Genomic DNA, 21,250 nt, shown 5'->3' with positions numbered 1-21,250 from the left:
CCCCCGGCCCGCGCCGGAGGGCGGGGCCGGGGGCGCAGCCCTCGGACGTGACCGGCGCGGCGGAGGTGGGCCGCGTGGTGGCTACAGGTTGCCGCGCTTGTCCTGCTCGCGCTCGATCGCCTCGAACAGGGCCTTGAAGTTGCCCTTGCCGAAGCCCATGGAGCCGTGGCGCTCGATGATCTCGAAGAAGACGGTCGGCTTGTCCTGCACCGGCTTGGTGAAGATCTGCAGCAGGTAGCCGTCCTCGTCCCGGTCGGCCAGGATCTTCAGCTCGCGCAGTTCGTCGATCGGCACGCGGGTGTCGCCGACCCACTCGCCGAGGGTGTCGTAGTAGCTGTCCGGGACGGACAGGAACTGGACGCCCGCCGCGCGCATGGTGCGGACGGTCGCGACGATGTCGTTCGAGGCGAGGGCGATGTGCTGGACGCCGGGGCCGCCGTAGAACTCCAGGTACTCGTCGATCTGCGACTTCTTCTTCGCGATCGCCGGCTCGTTGATCGGGAACTTGACCTTCTTGGTGCCGTCCGCGACGACCTTGGACATCAGCGCCGAGTACTCGGTCGCGATGTCGTCGCCCACGAACTCCTTCATGTTCGTGAAGCCCATGACCTTGTTGTAGAAGGCGACCCACTCGTTCATGCGGCCGAGTTCCACGTTGCCGACGCAGTGGTCGATGGCCTGGAACGTCCGCTTGGCGGGCGGGGCGACCATCGGCTCGACGGCCACGTAGCCCGGCAGGTAGGGGCCGGAGTAGTCGCCGCGCTCGACCAGCGTGTGGCGCGTCTGCCCGTACGTCGCGATCGCGGCGAGGACGACGGTGCCGTGCTCGTCCTTGACCTCGTACGGCTCGTCCAGGCCGCGGGCGCCCTGCGCGACGGCGTACTCGTACGCGGCGCGGACGTCCGGGACCTCGATGGCGAGGTCGATGACCCCGTCGCCGTGCTCGGCGACGTGCTCGGCGAGGAAGCGGCCGTGGTCGGTGACGGGCTTGATGACCGACGTCAGGACGAAGCGCGCGGAGCCGTTGGTCAGGACGTAGCTCGCGGTCTCGCGGCTGCCGTTCTCCGGTCCGGAGTAGGCCACGAGCTTCATGCCGAAGGCGGTCGAGTAGTAGTGCGCGGCCTGCTTGGCGTTGCCGACGGCGAAGACGACCGCGTCCATGCCCTTCACCGGGAAGGGGTCTGCCTCACGCGCGGTGGCCGGGGTGGTGTCGAGGGTCTCAGTCATGACCGCAGATTCCCGCCCTTCCACAAGCTGCGCAATAGTTTCGATTTTGGCTGTACATACTGACCAGCGCAGCCGCAGGATGGCTGAAAGATCTGCGCAGTATGACCAGCGGTACGAGCATCTCCGCCGCGCCGGGAGGAACCCATGGGAATCGACGAGCTCGACGGCCGGCTCATCGTCCTGCTGGCCCGCGAGCCGCGGATCGGCGTGCTGGAGGCCTCGCGCCGGCTCGGGGTGGCGCGCGGCACGGTGCAGGCGCGCCTGGACCGGCTCCAGGCGAAGGGCGTGATCCGCGGCTTCGGTCCGCAGGTGGACCCGACGGCCCTCGGCTACCCGGTGACCGCCTTCGCCACGCTGGAGATCAAGCAGGGACAGGGCGCCGACGTACGGGCCCATCTGGACGGGGTGCCGGAGGTGCTGGAGCTGCACACGACCACGGGGCACGGGGACATGTTGTGCCGCCTCGTGGCCCGGTCCAACGCCGACCTCCAGCGGGTGATCGACCGGGTGGTGGGCTTCGAGGGGATCGTTCGGGCCTCGACGGCGATCGTGATGGAGAACCCGGTACCGCTGCGGATCATCCCCCTGGTGGAGCAGGCGGCGGAGGACGACTGAGGGCGCCCGGGGAACCATGGGAACCGGGCGACTCCACCCCCGAGAGTTCCAAAGACTTCTATGCAAAGAATCCCTTGCACAGAAGTCTTTGCAACTCTACTGTTGAGGCATGCCCGAGGAAGAGACCGAAACCCCCGCACCCAACGTCCGCACCCTGGACGCCCGCTCCCTGCGCGGCCTCGCCCACCCGCTGCGCATCCGCATGCTGTCCGCGCTGCGGCAGAACGGGCCGGCCACCGCCTCGCAACTGGCGGAGCGGCTCGGCGAGTCCAGCGGCGCCACCAGCTACCACCTGCGCCAGCTCGCCGCGCACGGGTTCGTCGAGGACGCGCCCGAGCACGGCAAGGGCCGCGAGCGCTGGTGGAAGGCGACCCACGACGGCACCAAGTTCGACGAGACGCTCATGTACGACGACAACCCCGAGACGCGCGGCGCCGCCGACGTCTTCCTGCACGAGATCGCGACGATCCACGCGCAGGAGGTCAACACCTGGATCGGTGACGCCGCCAACTGGACGAAGGCATGGCGCACCGCCTCGGACGTCAGCGACTTCACGCTCCGGCTGACCTCCGAGCAGGCCCACGAGCTGACGCACCGGATCCACGACCTGGTCGACAGCTACCGGGACCTGCCGCCCGCCGAGGGGGCGGAGGCCGTCCGCATCCACACGCACACGCTGCCGCGCCGCGACCGCGCGTAGTCCTGCCGGTCCACCGCCCTGCCCGCACCGCCCCGCGCTCACCCATGCCCTGAAGGAGTCCTGCCGTGCACGCCTTCGACCACGCCCTGAACCACGCCGCCCGCACCACCGAGCTCGCCGCCGAGGCCGCCGCCTGGCACCTCGCCCACGAGGCCGGCCCCGCCACCACCGCAGTGCCCGCGCTGCCCGCGCTGCCCGCCCTGCGCAACCGTCTCGGGGAGGCACTGGTGACCGCCGGGATCCGGCTCATGCAGCCGGCCCACGACCACGCCCACGTCCGCCGACACCTCGCGTGAGCCGACGGCCCTTCGCGGCCGTACTGGCCGCCAACACGATCTCCATAGCAGGAAGTTCACTTACCCTGATCGGCATCCCGTGGTTCGTGCTCCAGACCACGGGCAGCGCCGGCCGGGCCGGGATCGTCGCCTTCTGCGCCACCCTGCCCGTGGTGGTGGCCGCGCTCGTCGGCGGTCCCGTCATCGACCGGATCGGCCGCCGCCGGGTCTCCGCCGCCTCCGACCTGGTCTGCGCCGCCTCCGTCGGCGCGGTGCCGCTGCTGCACCACGCCGGGCTGCTGGAGTTCTGGATGCTGTGCGCGCTGATGGCCGTCACCGGCCTCGTGCACACCCCGGGCCTCACCGCCCGCTACGTGCTGCTGCCCAGCCTCGCCGAGCACGCCGGCACCACCCTGGGCCGTGCGGCGAGCCTCTACGACGCCGTCTCGCGCGGGGCCCGGATGATCGGCGCCGCCGTGGCGGGCCTGCTGATCGCCGGCTTCGGGGCCGAGACCGTACTGCTGGTGGACGCGGCCACCTTCGCCGCCTCCTCGTTCCTGGTCGCCGTCTTCCTGCGCGGAGTTCCGGCCGCCGAGCCCCAACGCCCCACCGGGAAGGTCTCGTTCGTCTCGTACCGGACCGAACTCGCCGAGGGCTGGGCCTTCCTGACCCGCTCGCGGTTGCTGCTGGGCGTCACCGTGATGGTGATGGTGACCAACGGGCTGGACCAGGGCTGGTCCGCGGTCCTGCTGCCGGTCCACGGCGACGAGGCCCTGGGCGGCCCCACCGCCCTCGGCCTGATGGTCTCCCTGTTCGGCGGGTTCGCGCTGCTGGGGGCCCTGTTGTACGGAATGTGGGGCGAGCGGTTCCCCCGTAGGGCGGTGTTCGCCGTCGCCTTCCTGCTCTGCGGCGGCACCCGCTACGTCGTCGCCGCCCTCACCGACACCCCGCTGCCGCTCGCGGTCACCATGGCCCTGGCCGGCCTGGGCGCGGGAGTGCTCAACCCGATCCTGAGCACCGTCGTGTACGAGCGGGTGCCGGAGGAGCTGCGCAGCCGCGTCTCCAGCGTGTCCACGGCGGGCTCCGAGCTCGCCATGCCGATGGGCGGCCTCGCCGCCGGGCTGCTGGTCGACGGCTTCGGCATCGTCCCCGCCCTGCTCCTCTTCGGCGGCGTCTACGTACTGACCACGCTGACGCCGCTGGTCTTCCCGGCCTGGCGCGGCCTGGACCGGAGCCCGTCGCGGATCAGCAGGACGGAACCTCTCCGTTGCGGTTCAGCGCCCGCAGGGAGCTCACCGCGTCCGTCAGCGAAGTGACCGGGATCAGCCGCAGCCCCTCGGGCAGATCCGCCCGGGCATCGGAACACTCGGCCTTCGGTACGAGGAACACGCTCGCTCCGTCGCGCTTCGCGGCCTGGGTCTTCAGGCCCACTCCGCCGACCGGTCCGACCGTCCCGTCCGCGCTGATGGTTCCCGTGCCGGCAATGCTCCGGCCGCCCGTGAGGTCCGCGCCGCCGCCGTCGCCGTCGAGCTTGTCGACGATGCCGAGGGAGAAGAGGAGGCCCGCGCTCGGGCCCCCGACGTCGGCGAGGTTCAGTTCGACCTTGACGTCCTTCGGGTCCTTGCGCAGGAATCCGAGGGCCGCCTGGGAGGCGGCCGACTGCGACTTGGTCATCTCCTCCAGGTTGTGTTCCTCGATCTCCTTGTCGCTTCCGCCCGAGGGGTAGACCGCCTCGCGGGGCATGACGGCCTCGCCGGTCCCGAACCAGTACCCGAGCAGCTCGTGCAGCTTGATCGTCGAGGACGGGCCGGTGGCCCGGATGGTGGTCATGCGGAGCTGGCCCTTGGTGTCGCGGACCGGGGCGCCGGTGATCGAGATGACGGGCTTGCCCTGGTCGGAGCCCAGCACGTCGGCCGTGGGCCCGGGTACGGCGACCACGTACGGCAGTGGCGCGAGGGCCGCTACGGCGAACAGCCCGAGGACGGGCGCGGCGCAGACGGCCAGGGCGGCGGGGCGCGGCAGACGTGTGAGGCGTGAGAGCACCCGGCCAATCTACCGACCCGACCCGCCCCGACCCCGACCCCGGGCCCCGGCACGGCGGGGCCGGCCTCCCGGGCGGGGTCCGGCGCGCGAGGACCGGCGGCCCGGCCCGACCCGTACGGCGAACCGCGTCCGGGCGTACGGAAACCCGGCCGGGCTCGCGGCCGGGCCGGGATCGGCAGCTGTCGTACCGGGGTCAGCGCAGGGCGTCGGCGACCTCGCGTGCCGCGTCGACGACCCGGGGCCCCACCCGCTCCGGCACCGCGTCGGCCAGCATGACGACGCCCACGCTGCCCTCCAGCCCGGTGATGCCGACCAGTGGAGCTGCGGCGCCGCTGGCGCCCGCTTCGAGTTCGCCGTGGGTGAGGGTGTACCCGGGCTCGATGAGCGCCCCCTGACGGGCCGCCAGGATGGCCCGTCCGGCCGCGCCCCGGTCCAGCGGGTGGCGGAAGCCGGCCCGGTAGGCGACGTGGTAGTCCGTCCAGGTCGGCTCGACGACGGCCACGGCCAGCGCCTCCGTGCCGTCGACGAGGGTCAGGTGCGCGGTGGCCCCGATGTCCTCGGCGAGCGACCTGAGGGCGGGCAGGGCGGCCTCCCGTACCAAGGGGTGGACCTGGCGTCCCAGACGCAGCACGCCGAGCCCCACGCGGGCGCGGCCGCCGAGGTCACGGCGGACCAGGGCGTGCTGTTCGAGCGTGGCGAGCAGGCGGTAGACGACGGTGCGGTTCACACCGAGTCGATTGGAGAGCTCTGTGACAGTCAGACCGTGGTCGGTGTCGGCGAGCAGCTTGAGGACTCTGAGTCCTCGGTCGAGAGTCTGGGAGGTTTCCGCGGTCACGACGCCTCTCCCTCTTTCGGTGGGCGGCGGTGACTCTCACGGGGTGGAGCGCTGCCGGTCCCTCGGCGACGCACGGAGAGGCCGCCGGTAGCGGCCATGGCACCGGCTGCGCTCCCGCGGCGGCGCTGCCACGGGGCGTTCGATGCGGGGACAGTAGCGAGCGGGTCCGCTCAGCGGAAGACCTCGTCCAGAATCCGGGCGCATGCCGCCGATTTGCACGGATTGCTCCGCACGCATGTATCAATTCGTAATGATCATCCGCTGAAAATCGCTTTACACGCCCATTACTCTGATCATGTTCAAAAGTTGCTGGGGGTGGGCAGGCCGTCACGGCCCTGAGCTCACACAGGGGAGAGAAGTCAAAGTGAATCTGAAGCGCATGGCCGTCGTGGCCGCCGCCGCCGTTGTGGGTCCGACCGTCCTCATGGCGACGCCGGCGATGGCCGACGAGGCCCAGCCGACCGCCGTCACCACGCCGGACGCGGCCCCTGCCCCGGAGGCCCCGGCCGCCGAGGCCCCCGCCGCCGAGACGCCCGCCGCGCAGGCCCCGGCCGAGAAGGCCGTCGAGGCCCCGGTGGAGACCCCGGCCGCCGTCGCGCCGGTCGCGCCCGTCGTCCCGGTCGCCCCGCCCGTCGTCCCGCCGGTCGCCCCGGTCGCCCCGGCGACGCCGGACGCCAACACCCCGGACGCCAAGGGCCCCGAGGCCAAGCCCGTCGCCGACGAGGCCGAGCTGGAAGCGGGCGACGAGGACCTGCTCGCGACCGGTCCCGTCCTGGAGCTCAAGGACGTCCCGGCCACCTTCAAGGCCGGCACTTGGACGAAGTTCTCCGTCGCGGTCGACAACTCGAAGAACAAGCCGCAGGAGAGCTACGTGCTCGTCCTCGCCGTCGAGGACGAGCACGGCAAGCTCCGTGGCAAGGACGTCCAGGTCCAGGTCTTCTGGAACGGAACCTGGCACTCGGTGCAGGTCATCAGCGAGGGCGGCGTGCCGGTCGCGCTCCTGAACGACGACCTGCAGATCCCGGCGGGCAAGATCAAGCTCGACGTCCGCGTGAAGTTCGGCACGGGCGCCCCCAAGGGCAACATCGCCATCGCGGTTGCCGGTGGCAGCAACGTCGAAGAGGACGTCTGGTCCGAGACCGTCTGGGTCGAGTCGAAGATCGTCTCCGGCGGCAACGGCGGCGGCAACAACGGTGGCGGCAACACCGGCACCAAGCCGAACGGCGGCACCACCACCACGCCGATCGTCGACAACAGCAACAACGGCGGCACCACCAACAACGGTGGCACCACCACCGCCGGTGAGCTCGCCGAGACCGGTTCCGACGCGGCCACCAGCTGGGCCATCGGTGGCGCCGGCATCGCGCTCGCCATGGGTGCGGCCCTGGTCGCCGGCACCGGCCGTCGTCGCCGTACCAACGCGTAAGCGTTAGGCACCACGAGAACGGGGTCCGTGCGCAGCAGCGCACGGACCCCGTTCAGCGTTCTCGTTGTTCGTTCCGCGATCAGCGATCAGCGATCAGCGATCTTCAGTGGCGAGCGCTACCGCATCCGCGTCGCCCACTCCTGGACCTTCTTGATCCGCTCGCGCAGCTGGCCCGCCGTGGCCTCCGCGCTCGGCGGTCCGCCGCACACGCGGCGCAGCTCGGTGTGGATCACCCCGTGCGGCTTGCCGCTCTGGTGGACGTACGCGCCCACCATCGTGTTCAGCGACTTGCGCAGCTCCAGCAGCTCCTTGTGGGAAACCACCGGCCGCCTGTCGGCCGGCAGTTCCAGCAGGTCCGCCTCCGCGTCCGGCTTGCGCCGGCTGTGCGCGATCTGCCGTGACTGTCGCTTCTGGAGCAGCATCTGCACCTGGTCCGGCTCCAGCAGCCCGGGAATGCCGAGGTAGTCCTGCTCCTCCTCGCTGCCGGGGTGGGCCTGCATGCCGAACTCGGCGCCGTCGTAGAGGACCCGGTCGAAGACGGCGTCGGACTCCAGCGCCTCGAAGGACATCTGCTCGTCCTCGGCGAGGTCCTCGTCCTCCAGCTTGTTCGCCTCGTCCATTTCCTTCTCGGACTCGGCGTACGGGTCCTCCTCGCCCTGCTTCTTCGGCTTGTCGAGGACGTGGTCGCGCTCGACCTCCATCTCGTTGGCGAAGCCGAGGAGGTAGGGGATCGTCGGAAGGAACACGGACGCGGTCTCGCCGCGCCTGCGCGATCGCACGAAGCGGCCCACGGCCTGCGCGAAGAACAGCGGCGTGGAGATCGTCGTCGCGTACACGCCCACCGCGAGGCGCGGGACGTCGACGCCCTCGGACACCATGCGGACCGCGACCATCCAGCGGTCGTCGTTCCCGCTGAAGGTGTCGATGTTCTTCGAGGCGCCGGTGTCGTCGGAGAGCACCAGCGTCGCCTTCGTACCGGTGATCTCGCGGATCAGCTTGGCGTAGGCGCGCGCCGAGTCCTGGTCGGAGGCGATGACCAGGCCGCCCGCGTCGGGGATGCCCTTCCTCACCTCGGTCAGGCGCTGGTCCGCGGCGCGCAGCACGTTCGGCATCCAGTCGCCGCGCGCGTCGAGCGCCGTGCGCCAGGCCTGGGAGATGGCGTCCTTGGTCATGGGCTCGCCGAGCCGCGCGGCGATCTCGTCGCCCGCTTTCGTCCGCCAGCGCATGTTGCCGCTGTAGGACAGGAAGATCACGGGCCGGACGACGCCGTCGCCGAGGGCGTTGCCGTAGCCGTAGGTGTAGTCGGCCGAGGAGCGGCGGATGCCGTCGTTGCCCTCCTCGTACGTGACGAAGGGGATCGGGTTCGTGTCGGACCGGAAGGGCGTACCGGTCAGGGCCAGCCGGCGGGTCGCGGGGTCGAAGGCCTCCAGGCAGGCCTCGCCCCAGGACTTGGAGTCGCCCGCGTGGTGGATCTCGTCGAGGATCACGAGGGTCTTGCGCTGCTCGCAGCGGTTGCGGTGCAGCATCGGGCGCACGCCGACGCCCGCGTACGTCACCGCGATGCCGTGGTAGTCCTTGCTCAGCGGGCCGGCCGAGTACTCGGGGTCCAGGCGGATCCCTATCCGCGCGGCGGCCTCGGCCCACTGCTTCTTCAGGTGTTCGGTCGGCGCGACCACGGTCACCTGCTGCACCACGTGGTGGTGCAGCAGCCAGGAGGCCAGGGTCAGCGCGAAGGTCGTCTTGCCGGCGCCGGGGGTCGCCACCGCGAGGAAGTCACGCGGCTGCTTCTCCAGGTACCGGTTCAGGGCACCCTCCTGCCAGGCACGCAGCTTGCTGGCGGTACCCCACGGCGCGCGGCCGGGGAAGGCGGGTGAGAGGTGGTGGGAGGCGGTAGTAGTCACGGTCTCCGGTTCGTCTCGGTCGCGGGTCGCGGTCGTTACGCGGTCATCCGCGGTCGTACGTAGGACAACCGGGCCACCTTACCGGCCCGCGCGATCCCCTCGCGGAGGGACAGGCCCGTGACCTCGACGGGTGCGGCGAGGGTCACACGAGACTGATGTGCGACGTCACATGCGACGTCACATACGGCGTCTCATGTGACGTCTCATGTGACCGCGCATGCGACGCCGCACGATCGTGAGGCTGGGCAGCGGGTTACCGGCGACCACGCGCAGCGGGGCGGGATCGGGGTTCTGGGCCGTCACCGGGGCGGGGCCCGCCACGGGCTCCAGCTCCGTCGGGGTGCTCATGGGTGGAACCTAGGCGGCGCCGCCCACGGCCTCCGTCCTTCCGGCCGGGGGTACGGGGTCCAGCCGGGTCGCGACCCAGGCCCCCGCGAGCGCGACGGCCGCCATCGGCAGGAACACCACGACGAACGCGGTCGGATGCGAGGCCCCCTCCGCGACGGCATGACCCGCGCCCACCGCTCCCCCGCCGAGCGCGGCGAAGGCGGCGCCGCCCGCGGCCAGCAGGACCACGTTCGCGAGGGCGTCCGAGATCTGCAGCGCGGCGGAATTCGAGCCCGCCTCCTGCGGCGGGGACAGCTTGAGCAGCAGCACGCTCGTCGAGCCGATCACCAGCCCCATGCCGAGGCAGCCCACGCCCCAGGCGAGGGCCAGGGTCCACACGGGCACGGACTCCACGAGCACGGCCGGGGCCGCCGCGATGGCGAACGCCACCAGCACCATGCCGAGCACCATCAGCCGCTCACGGTAGGGCGCCGTCCGGCCCTTGGACTGCACCCACGACCCGGCCGCCCAGGTCACCCCGCCCAGCGCGAGCGAGAACCCGGCCAGCGTCGGGCTCAAACCCCGCTGGGTGACCAGCATCAGCGGCACGAAGCTCTCGGCGGCGATGAACGACCCCGCGGCCACCCCGCGCAACAGCACGACGGACGGCAGCCCGCGCCGCGCCAGGTACGTCCCGCGCGGCAGCAACCCGAGCACGGCGGGCACCAGCAGCGCCGCGCCCACGACCCCGGGGAGCAGCGACAGCCACCGCAGGTCCTGGGCGGCGTACTGGAGCAGGCCCGCGCCGGCGGAGATCCCGAGGGCCAACCGGATCCGCCGCCCGTCGAAGGCGGCGGGGGCGCCACCGGTGTCGACGGGGCCGGAGGCGGTGCGCCGGATCGCGGGCAGCGCTATGGCGAGCGGAACGATGACGAGCGCCGGTATCCCGAGGAACACCCACCGCCACCCGAGGTGCTCGGTGACCGTCCCGGCGGCCAGCGGGCCGACGATCGACGGCACCACCCAACTCGCCGCGAACGCGGCCATGATCGCAGGCCGCAGCCGCTCCTCGTAGGCCCGGCTGACCACGACGTAGAGGGCGACGATGACCAGCCCGCCGCCGAAGCCCTGCACGGCCCGTCCGAGGACGAACAACCACATGGCCCCGGCGGTCCCCGAACACACCAGCCCGGCGGCGAAGGCCGCGATGCCGACGGTGAGCGGCCGGAGCGGGCCCTGCCGGTCGGACCACTGCCCGGACAGGACCATGGCGAACAGGCTGGTGGTGAAGTAGGCGGAGAACGCGAACGCGTAGAGCGCGATCCCGTCCAGTTCCCGCGCGGCGACGGGCATGGCCGTCCCCACGGCGGTGGCCTCGAACGCGATCAGGAAGATCACCGAGATGATCCCGATGCTGAGCGCCCGGTACGCCGGCTCCAGGATCCCGCCGGGCGGCGGCTGCGGCGACTGCGGCGGCTGCACGGGCACGGTGGTGTCGGACCCGCTCGGCACGCGGGGTTCAAGGGCGCTCATCGCCCCAGAGTAAGGTGCGTAGCCCGCGAGCGCCCCTGTCAATTAGTCCCATCCCGCCTCGGCCGGGCGACCTAGGTCCGTGAACGCGGCATGGCAGTCGTGTTGCGGGCCACCGATCCGCCTTCCCCGCCCTCGGAACTCCCCGTACGTTCATGAACAGCACCGAGCAGCACCAAGCACCACCCCACAGCCGTGTGCCCGAGTGGTTGAGGGACTCGCCTGCAAAGCGAGTTACGCCGGTTCGATTCCGGTCACGGCTTCCACTGAAGGCCGTCCAGAGGCGGGAGGTCCCCTGGACGGCCTTCAGCATGTCCCCCGGGGCCCGCCCCCTACTGCCCGCACCGGGTCTGCTCCCGAGCGGCCGCCAGGTACTTCGCCATGAGCCGCGCGAACAGCGCCCGCGAGGTCCCGGGCTCCATGTGCTCCACGGACCCACTGATCCCGAGCTCCAGCTCGAAGGCGTCGGAGGGCCCGTCACAGGTGAGGGCGACCCGAGCGCCGGTGTCCCACACGATGCCCTTGTCGCCCAGGGGGAGGGGGTCGGGCTTCTGCTCGGTCAGGGGCCAGAAGAACATTCGGCCCAGAGGCTGGCGTTCAGCGGCTACATGCACCCGATCCCAGTCGTCCACCTTGACTGTGCACATTGCCCTGGGGTGCTCCGCAGTCAGCATGATGGTCCTCGGAGACTCGGCTTCTGCCGTGTTGCCGTCACCTAACAGGGGCTCCAGGTCCGGCTGGGCGAACACCCCGAAGCACACCGGGGCCGACATGCGTGGAACGTGGCGCCTCTCCCCACCTGTACACCCTCCCAGCAGGACAGCACCACATACCGCCAGAGCGACGAGTACCGATGGGATCCGGAGGATGGGCATCAGGATCCGCCGGTTGATGTAGCGACGTGGCCCCGCCCTACCGCATGGGCGTTCGCCGTCTCTGTCGAAGCAACTCCGGCCAGAGCGTCGATGCTCCGCTGATTCATGTCAGTACCCTCGGCAGCTTTGCGAACCGAGTGCGCAGCCGACTTACCGGCCTCCACTTGTGCGTTTCCGTAATCAATCACCGCCTTGTCATCAACTGCGTCCCTCTTCACCGCGTAGTCCTCCTTAGCCCGCTCGACGACGCTTTCCCTGGCGTCCTCATGGAGCCAAGTCACGACATCCCCCGCCAGCGGGACCATCTCCAGGTACTTGCCGCCCGCAGCGTCGATGCCGCGCTCGATCCACTTCGCGTTGTCCTCCACGCCCTGGACGTACTCCTCCTGCTTGTGGGCGCTCTCCGCGAAGACCCCCTCGGCCCGGGCCTGGGAGAGGATTCCGGCGATCTGGCCGCCCGGGTGGACGGCGCTCTTGATCGCCGCGTCGACCTCCTCGTACTCGGCCCGGTGGACGATCACGTCGTTCACCAAGGTCGTCGTGAAGGCCCGCTGCGCGTTGGTCATCGCGCCGTACGCGTCCGGGTCCTGCCCCACGGCTCCGACGAAGCTCGCCATGGCGGACTTGTCGAACTCGGCCATCTCGCCGTTCGCCTTGATCATCCGACTGCCGTTCTCCGCCGACGCCTGGATGTCCGGCATGTACTCCGCAGCCATCTGCCCGAAGTGGCCGGACAGGCCCTTCAGCGGTCCGTCCGGCTTGCCGGGCTCGGCCGCCACCAGCTCCGGCTTGTCGCCGATCTTCTCGACGATCCGTTCCATGACGGCCGCCATCTCCTTGGTGTGCGGCACCGGCGGAGAGTCCTCGTCCCCGGGAACCCGGTGGGAGACGGCCGCCATGAGCGCGTCACCCACGGCCTGCTGTCCCGCGTGCGGGCCGCTGGTCCGCGTGGCGTCGAAACCGTCCGCGCCCGGAGGCTTGTCGAGCATGTAGTCGACCATGCCCTGTGGCTTGCCGTGCTGCCCCGGGACCGCCTTGTCCGCCGTCGTGACGATGCCGTCGCGGTTGCTGTCCTCGCGGACGGGCTCGTTGAAGAAGGCGGTGGCCGCCTCGGGGTTGTTGCCGAGGGCCTCCATCAGCCCGGTGAGCGGGTAGAAGCCCTTGCCGCCCTCCACACCGTGGTTGAGAGCCATGTCCATGTCGTACGGAACCCCGTACGCCCACCCCTTGGGGTCCTTGCGGTCCATCGCGACCATGTCCCGTCCGACCGACGTCAGGAACTCGGTGTCGTACGCTCCCTCGCGCAGCAGCGAGCCCAGCGCCTGGTACCCGAAGACCCTCGCGTTCAGCCCGGCGACGCCGGTGACGTCCAACTCCTTGTGGCCGGCCTTCATCAACTGCCTTGTCCAGGCGGCGTCCAGGTGGTGCGGAACGTCCTTGTGGGTGGCCAGACCGAGCATGGCGCCCATATCGCTCTGGATGTTCGCGACCATCATCTGACGGTCCCGGCCCGTGGGTCCCAGACCGGTGGCGTCCAGCGACATCTTCGCGTACATCTCCAACGTGCCCTCGGGGCCGACCGAACGGTAGAAGGACGTCGCGAACTCGGGATCCGTCCGGTTGTCGTCGAGCAGCTCCTCCAGTTCGCGCAGCGCCCCGACGTTGCGGGCCGTACCACCCTCCCCGGTGACCGTCCTCATCAGACCGGCCGCGCGGGCGGACTGTTCCGCGTCCAGGGTCGCGAACCTTGGCGCGCTGAAGTTGTGGTCCTCCGCGACGTTGGCCCGCAGGACGCGCACCAGCGAGTCGTCCGCGTCCTGCGCGTCCTCCACTGCCCGATCGACCCGCTGCTGCCACAGCTGCCGGTTCGTACGCAGCAGTTCCTGGTAGTCCGGGTCGTGCCGGGCCGCGTTCCGGTCCGCCTCCGTCGGAAGCGGCAGGACGACGACCCGGCCGGCGCCGTCGACCCGGAAACCTGCGGCCGGAGCGTCCTGGGCGATCTTCTTCAGCTGCTCGCGGGCGACCTTGAAGGTGGTGTGCGCGTCCGTGAGCACCAGGTGGATGCCCTTGGCCTCCTTGGCGGCGTCCTCGAACTCCTTGGCCGTCTTCGTGACGAACGGCCGGGCCACGCCGGCGGTGACCCCGCTCCACTCGGCCTTGTCGGCCTTCGCCTTCATTCCGTTGCGCGCGCTCTCGGCCAGCTCGTCCAGCTTGCCCGCCATCGCCCGCCAGTCACCGGCGGCCGTCAGGAGCTTGTCCAGCGGGGCGTTCAGCACGTTCTCGTACGTCAGCACGGGGCCGCCTACTTGAGGTATCCGTCGAGCTTGGACGTGGTGAAGGCGGCGTAGAGCTGTTGCTCGTCCCTGTGGTGCGACGAGAGCGAGTAGTTCAGGCCGTTGGAGATCTGGGCGCACGCGGCGACGAGGGTCTTCACCTGGCTCTCCCAACGCGTATTCACCCTGCTCAGGGCCGCGCCGCTCGCGAACCCCTCCCTCGTCAGCGCTCCGGCCGCTTCGGCGGTCGCCGCGGCGGCGTGCTTGCCGTCGGTCTGGAGGCGCGAGTGGAGCCGGTGCGCCTCGGAGCCGACGGCGCCGATGTGGTCCTGGTTGAGCTCCAGGTCCGCGCCGCCGGCGTGGGGGCCGGGCGGGGACGCCTGGTTGAGCCGCAGGGAGACGTTGGCCGCGGCCGTGGCACGGGCGGCGGACCATTCCTCGTCGAACGACATCGTGTGAACTCCTGTGTCGGGTCGGCTGTGGTCGGCTCAACGGTGGGTACGCCGTACGACGACGGCGGCGACGGCCCCACCGATGAGGAGGCAGGCCCCGAGCCCGAGCGCGAGCCAGGGGGGCGCCTTCCGCTCGTGGTCGTTCTCCGTAGCGCCCCGGGCCTCGGCTCGGGGTACGGGCCCGGCGACGGGCGGCGGAGCCTTCCCGGCCTCCGCCGCGGCCAGGTCGGGCAGCGGGAACACGTCCGCCGGCCCGGGATCCCCGGGCGTGGGCACCGCGACCCGGGGGCGCACGACGCCGTAGCCGACGTAGTCGTTCCGCTCGACTCCGTCCACGGGCTTGCCGGCGGTGTTCAGGAGGACCCGGAGGACCTGGTTGTTGGTCCAGTCGGGGTGCGCGGCCCAGACCAGCGCGGCGGAGGCGGAGGCGAGGGCGGACGCGTCACTGGTGCCGTGGCTCGTACACAGCCCGGTCCTTCCTGCACAGGCCGTGACGATGTCCATGCCGGGCGCCGCCATGTCCACCTGCGGCCCGTGCTGTGACTCCCCTGTCGGGCTTCCGTCGGCGTTCACAGCACTGACGCCCACGACACCAGGTGTTGCGCCCGGGTACACGTCTGCGTTGAGGGTGTCACCATCATTGCCCACAGCCGCGAAGATCAGGCTGCCCCTCGAGAGGGCGTATTTGACTACTTCCGAGCGGGCTTGATCGCTCTCGACCGCTCCCCGTTTCCCCATCGAGATGTTGATAATCCTGGCGCCCGAATCTGCCGCATACCGAATGGCGGCAACCCATGACGGGGTCGATGAATTCATCTCGTGCGGCACCCGGATGGGGAGAATTTTCACACCTGGCGCCAGCCCGAAAGCTCCGTCACCGCTGGAATGCTTGCCGGAGCCGGCGATCATCGCAGCGATTCCGGTGCCGTGCCTGTCATAGTCGACACGCTCGTCGCCCTCGTATCCCTTACGCCCTGCGGCAAAGTCTTTACCTGCGAGAACTTGCCCTTCCAGCTCGGGAATCCGCGCGACGCCAGTATCGATCACTGCCACGGTAATCCCCTGTCCGATACTCAACTTCCAGACGTCCTCGGCCTTCATGGCATCGAGGTGCCATTGCTGCTCGCGGATCGTCTGCGCGAAGGCAGGGTTCGCCGCCACCCCGGTCAGCAGAAGACCCATCACGGCCGAGGCCGCCCTCTGCATCCGCATCCCGTGCAATGTCCGTTCTGCTCAGTCGATCACTGGCGGGACAACGCGATGGTTGTTTTGCCAGGTCTCTTCGTCCTCGGTCAGGTAGTCGGGGCGGATTCCCATCGGGACGCTCCGTCGACTCCCCTGCGCTTGGGCACTCGCACCGCCGTGGCCCATCGCCCCGCCAACTGTGCCGGGCCCCAGTACGCCACGCACAAGACCTGATCCTCCCTGCGTAAAAGGTTGGTTCCCTACCGTCGACTGCCGTCCTCCCACGACAGCCCCCGGCTCCATCACCGGCCGACGAGCGGGCACTGGTGCCGGGTTACCGGGCGCTGCCGAGCTGAAGCCACCCCCCACGCCACGGCCCACTGAGGGCGTACCGTCAGCGCCGATCACCGTGCCACGAGGGATTCCCGCACCTGGGACGTTGGCAGAGAGCGGCCGACCGCCGACAATTCCGGTGCCGTGCGGAACCGGAAGGGTGCTGCCACCGACCGGGCCCACGCCAGTACCCGGAGGTTTGCTGCTGGGCAGAACCCCACCCCCGACCCCCGGCAAAGCGAAGGGGAGAGGCGGCACAAACACAAGAGGAGCGGCGCCATAACCACCGGATCCCACGCCCCCGGGTGTGCTGACAGTCGGAGGAATCACCCGATCCGGCAGTGTGGTGATGTGATCGAGGGAAACCTCCACGTCACGATCCTGGTTACCCGGCGGGGACATGGACGGAGCCTCCGCCGTAAAGAAATGAGAGCCGCCGCTACGGGGAGGCCCGTCGGCCACCCCACCCTGCTTCGGCGAGTTTCCTGCGTGCGCCGGGCTGCCCACATACAAATCGGTGCTGCACCCACTTGAGCGCTCCAGATCGGAGCCGCTATTCAGCCTCTCCGGCTCGAAAGCCCCCGGCGGCGGTGGGAACGTCGGGAGTTGGGCTCTGGTCAGTTGCGTTGCCGAGGCCTCGTACGACTGGGCCAGCTTCGTCAGTTGTTGGATCGCTCGTTCGTGGTCGGCGTCGAGTGTGGAGTGGGCCGTTCGGGCGGCCTCCCGGGCGTCCGGGTCGTTGTGGTGTTCGTGGGCCGATCGGAGGTTCGCCGCGGCGGCGGTGTCGTACGGCGGGGTGTTGGCCTTGACCTCGATCATGGTTTGGGCGGCTTCGGTCAGCCACCTGCCGGCCTCCGCGCCGTATTCGGCCAGCCGGAGCGTCGCGTTGCCCGCGCGGCTCACCCAGTCCTGGAAGGCGTCGGCGGCTTCGCCGTCCCAGCCCCTGACCCGGTGCCTCTTGAGGCTTTCGCCGATCTCCTCGATCGCTTTCGCGGCGTTCGAGAGTTGGGCTGCCCGCACCGTGACCGTCCCGGGGTCGATGGAGGCGATCATGGCCAACAGTTGCTCGTGCGTGTGGCCCTCGAAGTCCGTGGCCATCAGAGGCTGCCCCCCGCCGTGCTCGCGCCGGGCCGCTCGGCCGGTGCGTCCGCCCCCGGCTCCAGCGGCCCCCGCGCCTCGCGGGTTCGCGGGTCGCGGTCGGGTACGTAGTCCCGCTTCGACTGCCCGACGATGGCCCGCATCCGCTGCCGCGTGTCCTCGTCCACGTCCCCGTAGCCCTTGCCCGCCGTCAGGATCGCGATGCCCAGGGCCTCGATCTGGGCCGCCAGGCCGCGGGAGAGGTTACGGAGTTCGGCGTGGACCGTCGAGTACGCACGGAAGAGGGAATCCGCCTCCGCGAAGCCCCTGCCCAGCGCGCCCCGCGGGAGGGTGCCGTGGGCGAGCCGCCCGTCGGCGGCCTCGGAGCCGTCGAGTTTCTCCAGGAGGGCGTCGACCAGCTTCTTGTAGCCGGTCATCGACGCGTACTCGACCTCCAGGGCCCCGGCCTGCCGCATCAGGGCGTCCGCCGCACCCCCGGCGACACCGGCCCCGGATAACCCTGACACCGCCGCCACACCGGCCTCCCGTCACACGCCGAGTGCGTTCACGCACTCACGGTGATCACTCTAGCCCGGGTCGGCCCCGCAACGCGGCGCGCCCGATCAGGAGTTGGGTCCCGTCCCCGGCGTCGCCGCCGGCGTCGCCACCGCCGCCGACGGCCGGATCGGGATCCGGTTCACCGGCCGGCCCGTGGCCGCCCGGACCGCAGAGGCGATGGCCGCCGGGGTGGTCACCACCGGGACGGCGCTCGCCGCCTTCGCGCCGAACGGGGCCACCACGTCGCGCTCCTCGACCAGCTTGACGATGCGCACCGTCGGGGCGTCCAGCGACGTCGGCAGGGCGTAGCCCGTCAGGTCCGGGTGGCGTACGAGGCCCGCGATCGAGCGGAGGTTCTCCGTCAGGGCCGCGCCCACGCCCTGGGTGACTCCCGCTTCGATACGGGCTTCCAGCTGACGCGGGTTGAGGACGCAGCCGACGTCCTGCGCGACGGCCAGTTCCACGACCCGGACCGAGCCGAGTTCGATGTCCACGTCGACCACCGCGCGGATCGCGCAGAAGGCCAGGCCGACGAACGCGTCGCCCTGCCCGTCCGCGTCCAGCGGCTCCGTCGGGTGGGGGCGGCACTGGGCGGTCGCCCAGAGCTCCTTGCCCTCTATGGCCTCCGGGACGGACATCGAGAACGCGCCGTCGTACGACGTGATCCGACCGTCGGCGATCTGGAGCAGCTCGGTCGACATGCCGAGCTTGTGCGCCATGGGCTGCAGGAGTTGGGTGCGGACCATCTTCGCCGCGCGTTCCACCGCGCCGCCCGACACCCACGTGTGGCGGCCGTGCGCCGACGGGCCGGCCGGCGGCTGGTCGGTGTCGACGGGGGCCATCGCCACCTCGTCGACGCCGAGCACCTCCTGGACGATCTGACGGGCCAGCGTCGCGAAGCCCTGGCCCGTGTCTACGGCCGCGCAGATGACGGTCGCGGTGCCGCCGACCACCTTCACGGTGGCGGTGGAGACCTCGTCCGCGCCCTCGGCGCCGAGCATGTGGACCATGCCGACGCCGTACCCGACCCCGCGCCGCACCGCCCCGGGCTCGCCCGCGCCCTCGGGGCCGCCCGGGAGCAGCCATTCCTCCTCGGGGGTGTCCTTGGGGAGGGAGGGCAGCGGGTAGTCCCGTACGGAACGCAGCAGTTCCGCCACGGGCGCGGGGCAGGTCACCGTCTGGCCGGTGGGCAGGATGTCGCCGGTGGCCATGACGTTGCGCATGCGCAGCTCGGCGCCGTCGATGCCGAGCGCGGCGGCCAGCTTGTCCATCTGGCCCTCGTACGCGGCGCAGACCTGCATCGCGCCCTCGCCCCGTACGTGGCCCGAGGGCGGGTTGTTCGTACGGACCGCCCAGCCCTCGACGAAGGCGTGCGGGACGACGTACGGGCCGCAGGCGAAGGCCACCGCCGCGGCCAGGGACTCGGAGGAGGCGTCGGCGTAGGCGCCCGCGTCCATCAGGATCTGCGCCTCGACCTTGACCAGCCGGCCCTCGGCGTCCGCGTGGTGGCGGTAGCGCAGCAGGGTCGGGTGGCGGTGGGCGTGGCCGAGGAAGGACTCCTCGCGGGTGGCGGCCAGTTTCACCGGGCAGCCGGTGCGCAGGGCGAGGAGGCCCAGCGGCAGTTGGAAGGCGGGGTCCTCGCGGTCGGAGGTCGCGCCGGGGACGCCCGTCACGACGACCCTCACCCGGTCCGGCTCCAGGCCGAAGCAGGCGGCGGCGAGGTCGCGGTCGGTGTGCGGGTCGGTGGAGGCGGTGTAGATCTCCACGCCCCCGTCGGGCCGCGGCACGGCCAGTCCGGCCTCCGCGCCGATGGGCGCGGGGTCCTGGCGGCCGATCCGGTAGAGGCCCTCGACGACGATCTCGCCGGTCGCCTCCGGGTCGCCGTAGCGGAGCGGGATGTGTCGGATCAGGTTGCCGTCCGGGTGGAGCGGGGCGGCGCCGAAGGACTGCTCGGGGTCGGTGACGGGGTCGAGGAGCTCGTACTCGACCGCGATGGCGGCGGCCGCGAGGCGGGCCGTGTCGGGGTGGTCGGCCGCGACGGCGGCGATGGGCTCGCCGTGGTGGCGGACCACGTCGTGCGCGAAGACGGGCCGGTCGGCGATGCGGCGGCCGTGCGTGCCCGCGCCGGGGACGTCGAGGTGGGTGATGACGGCGCGGACGCCGGGCATCTCGGCGGCGGCCGAGGTGTCGACGGACAGGATCCGCGCGTGGGCGTGCGGGGACCGCAGCACGGCGGCCCACAGGAGGCCCTCGGCCCACAGGTCGGCGGCGTACGGGAAGGTGCCCTCGGCCTTGGGGCGGGAGTCCGCCGACGGGACGGAGGCTCCGATCCCGCGTGCGGTCCGCTGCCGGTCGCCGTCGCCGGCGGCGGGCACCGTCGTGACGGTGGTCGTGGCCGTGGTGGTCGCCGTGGTCGTGGCCGTGGCCCCGTCGTGCCCGCTCACGCCATGCCTCCGTTGTGCTGGATCCCGAGATTGCCGGGGTGCCCGGGGTTGCCGGCGTTCCCCGCGTTCCCGAGGTTCCCCACGTTCCCGAGGTTCCCCACGTTGCCGAGGTTCCCCGCGTTGCCGAGGTTCCCCGCGTTGCCGAGATGACCGGAATCACCCGGGCCACCCGGGCCACCCGGGTTACCGCCGCCGGAACCCCCCTGGACGCCGCCCTCGCCGGGCAGTGCCTGGTGCGGGATCCGCGGCTCGCCGGAAGCCCCGGTTGCGGCCGCAGGGCCGCCCGCCGTCGCCTCGTCGTCCGCGCCCGTCGCCGGTGCCCCGCGTTCCGCGACGACCTCACGGACCGCCTCGATGACGCCCTTGTAGCCGGAGCAACGGCACAGGTTGCCGCACAGCGCCTGGCGGGTCTCCAGGTCGCTGGGGGCGTGGTTGCCCTCCAGCAGGTCATGGATCGTCATGGCCATGCCGGGGACGCAGAACCCGCACTGCACCGCACCCGACCTGCACAACGCCTGCTGCACGTCCGAGAGTTCCCCGTCCGTGGCCAGCCCCTCCACCGTGCGGACCTCGCTCCCGGCGGCCGTCGCGGCCGGAACCAGGCAGGAGGCGACGAGCCGGCCGTCGACCTGCACCGCGCAGGCCCCGCACTCGCCCTGCGAGCAGCCGTCCTTGGCGCCGGCCAGGCCGAGGCGCTCGCGCAGCACGTACAGCAGGGACTCGCCGATCCAGGCGCCGGTGACGGGCCGGTCGGCGCCGTTGACGCGCAGGACGTAGGAGGCCGCCGGGTGCTCGTGCTGCGCGACGGCGGGGCTTTCCTCTTCCTCGTACGTCGCCCCCCGCACCGGGAATCCCTCGGCGTCGTCCTCGGTCGGGGGTGCCTGGTCGCTGTCGGCGGTGTCGTCGTCCGGCACGGGCGCGGCCATCGCTTCGGCCGGTGCGGGCGGCACGGCCTCGAACCCGTGTCCGTGGGTGTCACCGGGGCCCGTGGCCTCGGCATGCGCCGGACGGGGCCGTTCCTCCTCGACCGGCGTCCACGCCGGGCCGTGGTCGGCGTCGATGTCCGGGGAGGCGTGCGGCAGCGGCTCCGGCTGCGGGCCGGGCTCGGGCAGCGACTCCGGGAGCGGGGTGCCCACACCGGGGCCGCCCAGCACCCTCGGGCCGCGCCCGGCGG

The 21,250-nt window shown here is 71.4% G+C and carries 19 protein-coding genes and 1 tRNA gene; 6 read left to right on the top strand and 14 right to left on the bottom strand.

What is annotated here, in order from left to right; genetic code table 11:
• Positions 1-81 precede the first annotated feature (81 nt).
• Positions 82-1,227 carry a 4-hydroxyphenylpyruvate dioxygenase gene (hppD, locus tag NOD94_RS31495; RefSeq protein WP_281209581.1) on the bottom strand — a complete coding sequence of 382 codons (1,146 nt, stop codon included), beginning with the start codon at positions 1,225-1,227 and terminating at the stop codon, positions 82-84.
• Positions 1,228-1,371: 144 nt separating this feature from the next.
• Between hppD and NOD94_RS31490 the strand changes: the two genes are divergently transcribed.
• The 4 genes from NOD94_RS31490 (at position 1,372) to NOD94_RS31475 (ending at position 4,133) form a co-directional block, all read left to right on the top strand.
• On the top strand, positions 1,372-1,842 hold the full coding sequence (locus NOD94_RS31490; RefSeq protein WP_281209580.1) for an Lrp/AsnC family transcriptional regulator: 471 nt from the start codon (positions 1,372-1,374) through the stop codon (positions 1,840-1,842).
• Positions 1,843-1,951: 109 nt separating this feature from the next.
• Positions 1,952-2,542 (top strand): winged helix-turn-helix domain-containing protein, encoded by a 591-nt coding sequence (locus NOD94_RS31485; protein WP_281209579.1) that lies wholly within the window; start codon positions 1,952-1,954, stop codon positions 2,540-2,542.
• 65 nt (positions 2,543-2,607) lie between these two features.
• Positions 2,608-2,838, top strand: coding sequence for a hypothetical protein (locus NOD94_RS31480; RefSeq protein WP_281209578.1), 231 nt, complete (start codon positions 2,608-2,610; stop codon positions 2,836-2,838).
• Entirely contained in the window at positions 2,835-4,133 is a 1,299-nt protein-coding gene (locus NOD94_RS31475; protein WP_281209577.1) for an MFS transporter, read from the top strand. Before NOD94_RS31480 ends, NOD94_RS31475 begins: the two co-directional genes overlap by 4 nt.
• On the opposite strand, the gene NOD94_RS31470 is transcribed toward NOD94_RS31475, so the two are convergent.
• Both NOD94_RS31470 and NOD94_RS31465 read right to left on the bottom strand, forming a co-directional pair.
• Positions 4,063-4,860 carry a S16 family serine protease gene (locus tag NOD94_RS31470; protein ID WP_281209576.1) on the bottom strand — a complete coding sequence of 266 codons (798 nt, stop codon included), beginning with the start codon at positions 4,858-4,860 and terminating at the stop codon, positions 4,063-4,065. The genes NOD94_RS31475 and NOD94_RS31470 overlap by 71 nt on opposite strands.
• 193 nt (positions 4,861-5,053) lie before the next feature.
• Entirely contained in the window at positions 5,054-5,695 is a 642-nt protein-coding gene (locus NOD94_RS31465) for a helix-turn-helix domain-containing protein (protein ID WP_069920456.1), read from the bottom strand.
• 364 nt (positions 5,696-6,059) lie between these two features.
• Here NOD94_RS31465 and NOD94_RS31460 point away from each other — a divergent pair, with 364 nt between their 5' ends.
• A complete protein-coding gene (locus tag NOD94_RS31460) occupies positions 6,060-7,121 on the top strand; it encodes a hypothetical protein (protein WP_281209575.1) in 1,062 nt (353 codons plus the stop codon).
• A gap of 116 nt (positions 7,122-7,237) precedes the next feature.
• Here the strand turns inward: NOD94_RS31460 and NOD94_RS31455 are convergent, their stop codons facing one another.
• The 3 genes from NOD94_RS31455 to NOD94_RS31445 all read right to left on the bottom strand — a co-directional run bounded on the left by NOD94_RS31455 (position 7,238) and on the right by NOD94_RS31445 (position 10,882).
• On the bottom strand, positions 7,238-9,022 hold the full coding sequence (locus tag NOD94_RS31455) for a DEAD/DEAH box helicase (protein WP_281209574.1): 1,785 nt from the start codon (positions 9,020-9,022) through the stop codon (positions 7,238-7,240).
• Positions 9,023-9,199: 177 nt separating this feature from the next.
• A complete protein-coding gene (locus tag NOD94_RS31450) occupies positions 9,200-9,370 on the bottom strand; it encodes a hypothetical protein (RefSeq protein ID WP_281209573.1) in 171 nt (56 codons plus the stop codon).
• A 9-nt stretch (positions 9,371-9,379) separates the two neighbouring features.
• Positions 9,380-10,882 (bottom strand): MFS transporter, encoded by a 1,503-nt coding sequence (locus NOD94_RS31445; protein ID WP_281209572.1) that lies wholly within the window; start codon positions 10,880-10,882, stop codon positions 9,380-9,382.
• 188 nt (positions 10,883-11,070) lie between these two features.
• On the opposite strand from NOD94_RS31445, the gene NOD94_RS31440 reads away from it, so the two are divergent.
• A tRNA-Cys gene (locus tag NOD94_RS31440) sits at positions 11,071-11,145 on the top strand.
• 66 nt (positions 11,146-11,211) lie between these two features.
• Here NOD94_RS31440 and NOD94_RS31435 read toward each other — a convergent pair.
• The 8 genes from NOD94_RS31435 to NOD94_RS31400 form a co-directional block, all read right to left on the bottom strand.
• Entirely contained in the window at positions 11,212-11,457 is a 246-nt protein-coding gene (locus NOD94_RS31435) for a hypothetical protein (RefSeq protein WP_281209571.1), read from the bottom strand.
• A 296-nt stretch (positions 11,458-11,753) separates the two neighbouring features.
• Complete coding sequence (locus NOD94_RS31430; RefSeq protein WP_281209570.1) at positions 11,754-14,048, bottom strand: DUF6571 family protein; 2,295 nt, start codon at positions 14,046-14,048, stop codon at positions 11,754-11,756.
• An 8-nt stretch (positions 14,049-14,056) separates the two neighbouring features.
• Positions 14,057-14,479 carry a hypothetical protein gene (locus tag NOD94_RS31425; protein WP_281209569.1) on the bottom strand — a complete coding sequence of 141 codons (423 nt, stop codon included), beginning with the start codon at positions 14,477-14,479 and terminating at the stop codon, positions 14,057-14,059.
• Positions 14,480-14,515: 36 nt separating this feature from the next.
• Complete coding sequence (gene mycP, locus NOD94_RS31420) at positions 14,516-15,691, bottom strand: type VII secretion-associated serine protease mycosin (RefSeq protein ID WP_281209568.1); 1,176 nt, start codon at positions 15,689-15,691, stop codon at positions 14,516-14,518.
• 21 nt (positions 15,692-15,712) lie between these two features.
• Positions 15,713-17,095 (bottom strand): WXG100 family type VII secretion target, encoded by a 1,383-nt coding sequence (locus NOD94_RS31415; RefSeq protein WP_281209567.1) that lies wholly within the window; start codon positions 17,093-17,095, stop codon positions 15,713-15,715.
• Positions 17,095-17,601, bottom strand: coding sequence for a DUF2563 family protein (locus NOD94_RS31410; protein ID WP_281209566.1), 507 nt, complete (start codon positions 17,599-17,601; stop codon positions 17,095-17,097). Before NOD94_RS31410 ends, NOD94_RS31415 begins: the two co-directional genes overlap by 1 nt.
• Positions 17,602-17,697: 96 nt before the next feature.
• On the bottom strand, positions 17,698-20,007 hold the full coding sequence (locus tag NOD94_RS31405; RefSeq protein ID WP_281209582.1) for a xanthine dehydrogenase family protein molybdopterin-binding subunit: 2,310 nt from the start codon (positions 20,005-20,007) through the stop codon (positions 17,698-17,700).
• Between the two features lie 65 nt (positions 20,008-20,072).
• The coding region (locus tag NOD94_RS31400; RefSeq protein WP_281209565.1) for a 2Fe-2S iron-sulfur cluster-binding protein at positions 20,073-21,250 on the bottom strand (1,178 nt) is incomplete at its 5' end.

The sequence above is a fragment of the Streptomyces sp. Isolate_45 genome (genome assembly GCF_024721315.2).
In the GTDB taxonomy this organism is placed as follows: domain Bacteria; phylum Actinomycetota; class Actinomycetes; order Streptomycetales; family Streptomycetaceae; genus Streptomyces.
Note: the sequence above shows the minus strand (reverse complement) of the source record. Positions and strands in the feature narration are given on the sequence as shown.

Bases quoted from the DNA above. Each gene is read 5' to 3' on its own strand.
- NOD94_RS31435 (WP_281209571.1), bottom strand. From the start codon at position 11,457: ATGTTCTTCTGGCCCCTGACCGAGCAGAAGCCCGACCCCCTCCCCCTG.
- hppD (WP_281209581.1), bottom strand. From the start codon at position 1,227: ATGACTGAGACCCTCGACACCACCCCGGCCACCGCGCGTGAGGCAGAC.
- NOD94_RS31415 (WP_281209567.1), bottom strand. From the start codon at position 17,095: ATGGCCACGGACTTCGAGGGCCACACGCACGAGCAACTGTTGGCCATG.
- NOD94_RS31490 (WP_281209580.1), top strand. From the start codon at position 1,372: ATGGGAATCGACGAGCTCGACGGCCGGCTCATCGTCCTGCTGGCCCGC.
- NOD94_RS31450 (WP_281209573.1), bottom strand. From the start codon at position 9,370: ATGAGCACCCCGACGGAGCTGGAGCCCGTGGCGGGCCCCGCCCCGGTG.
- NOD94_RS31425 (WP_281209569.1), bottom strand. From the start codon at position 14,479: ATGTCGTTCGACGAGGAATGGTCCGCCGCCCGTGCCACGGCCGCGGCC.
- NOD94_RS31445 (WP_281209572.1), bottom strand. From the start codon at position 10,882: ATGAGCGCCCTTGAACCCCGCGTGCCGAGCGGGTCCGACACCACCGTG.
- mycP (WP_281209568.1), bottom strand. From the start codon at position 15,691: ATGCGGATGCAGAGGGCGGCCTCGGCCGTGATGGGTCTTCTGCTGACC.
- NOD94_RS31485 (WP_281209579.1), top strand. From the start codon at position 1,952: ATGCCCGAGGAAGAGACCGAAACCCCCGCACCCAACGTCCGCACCCTG.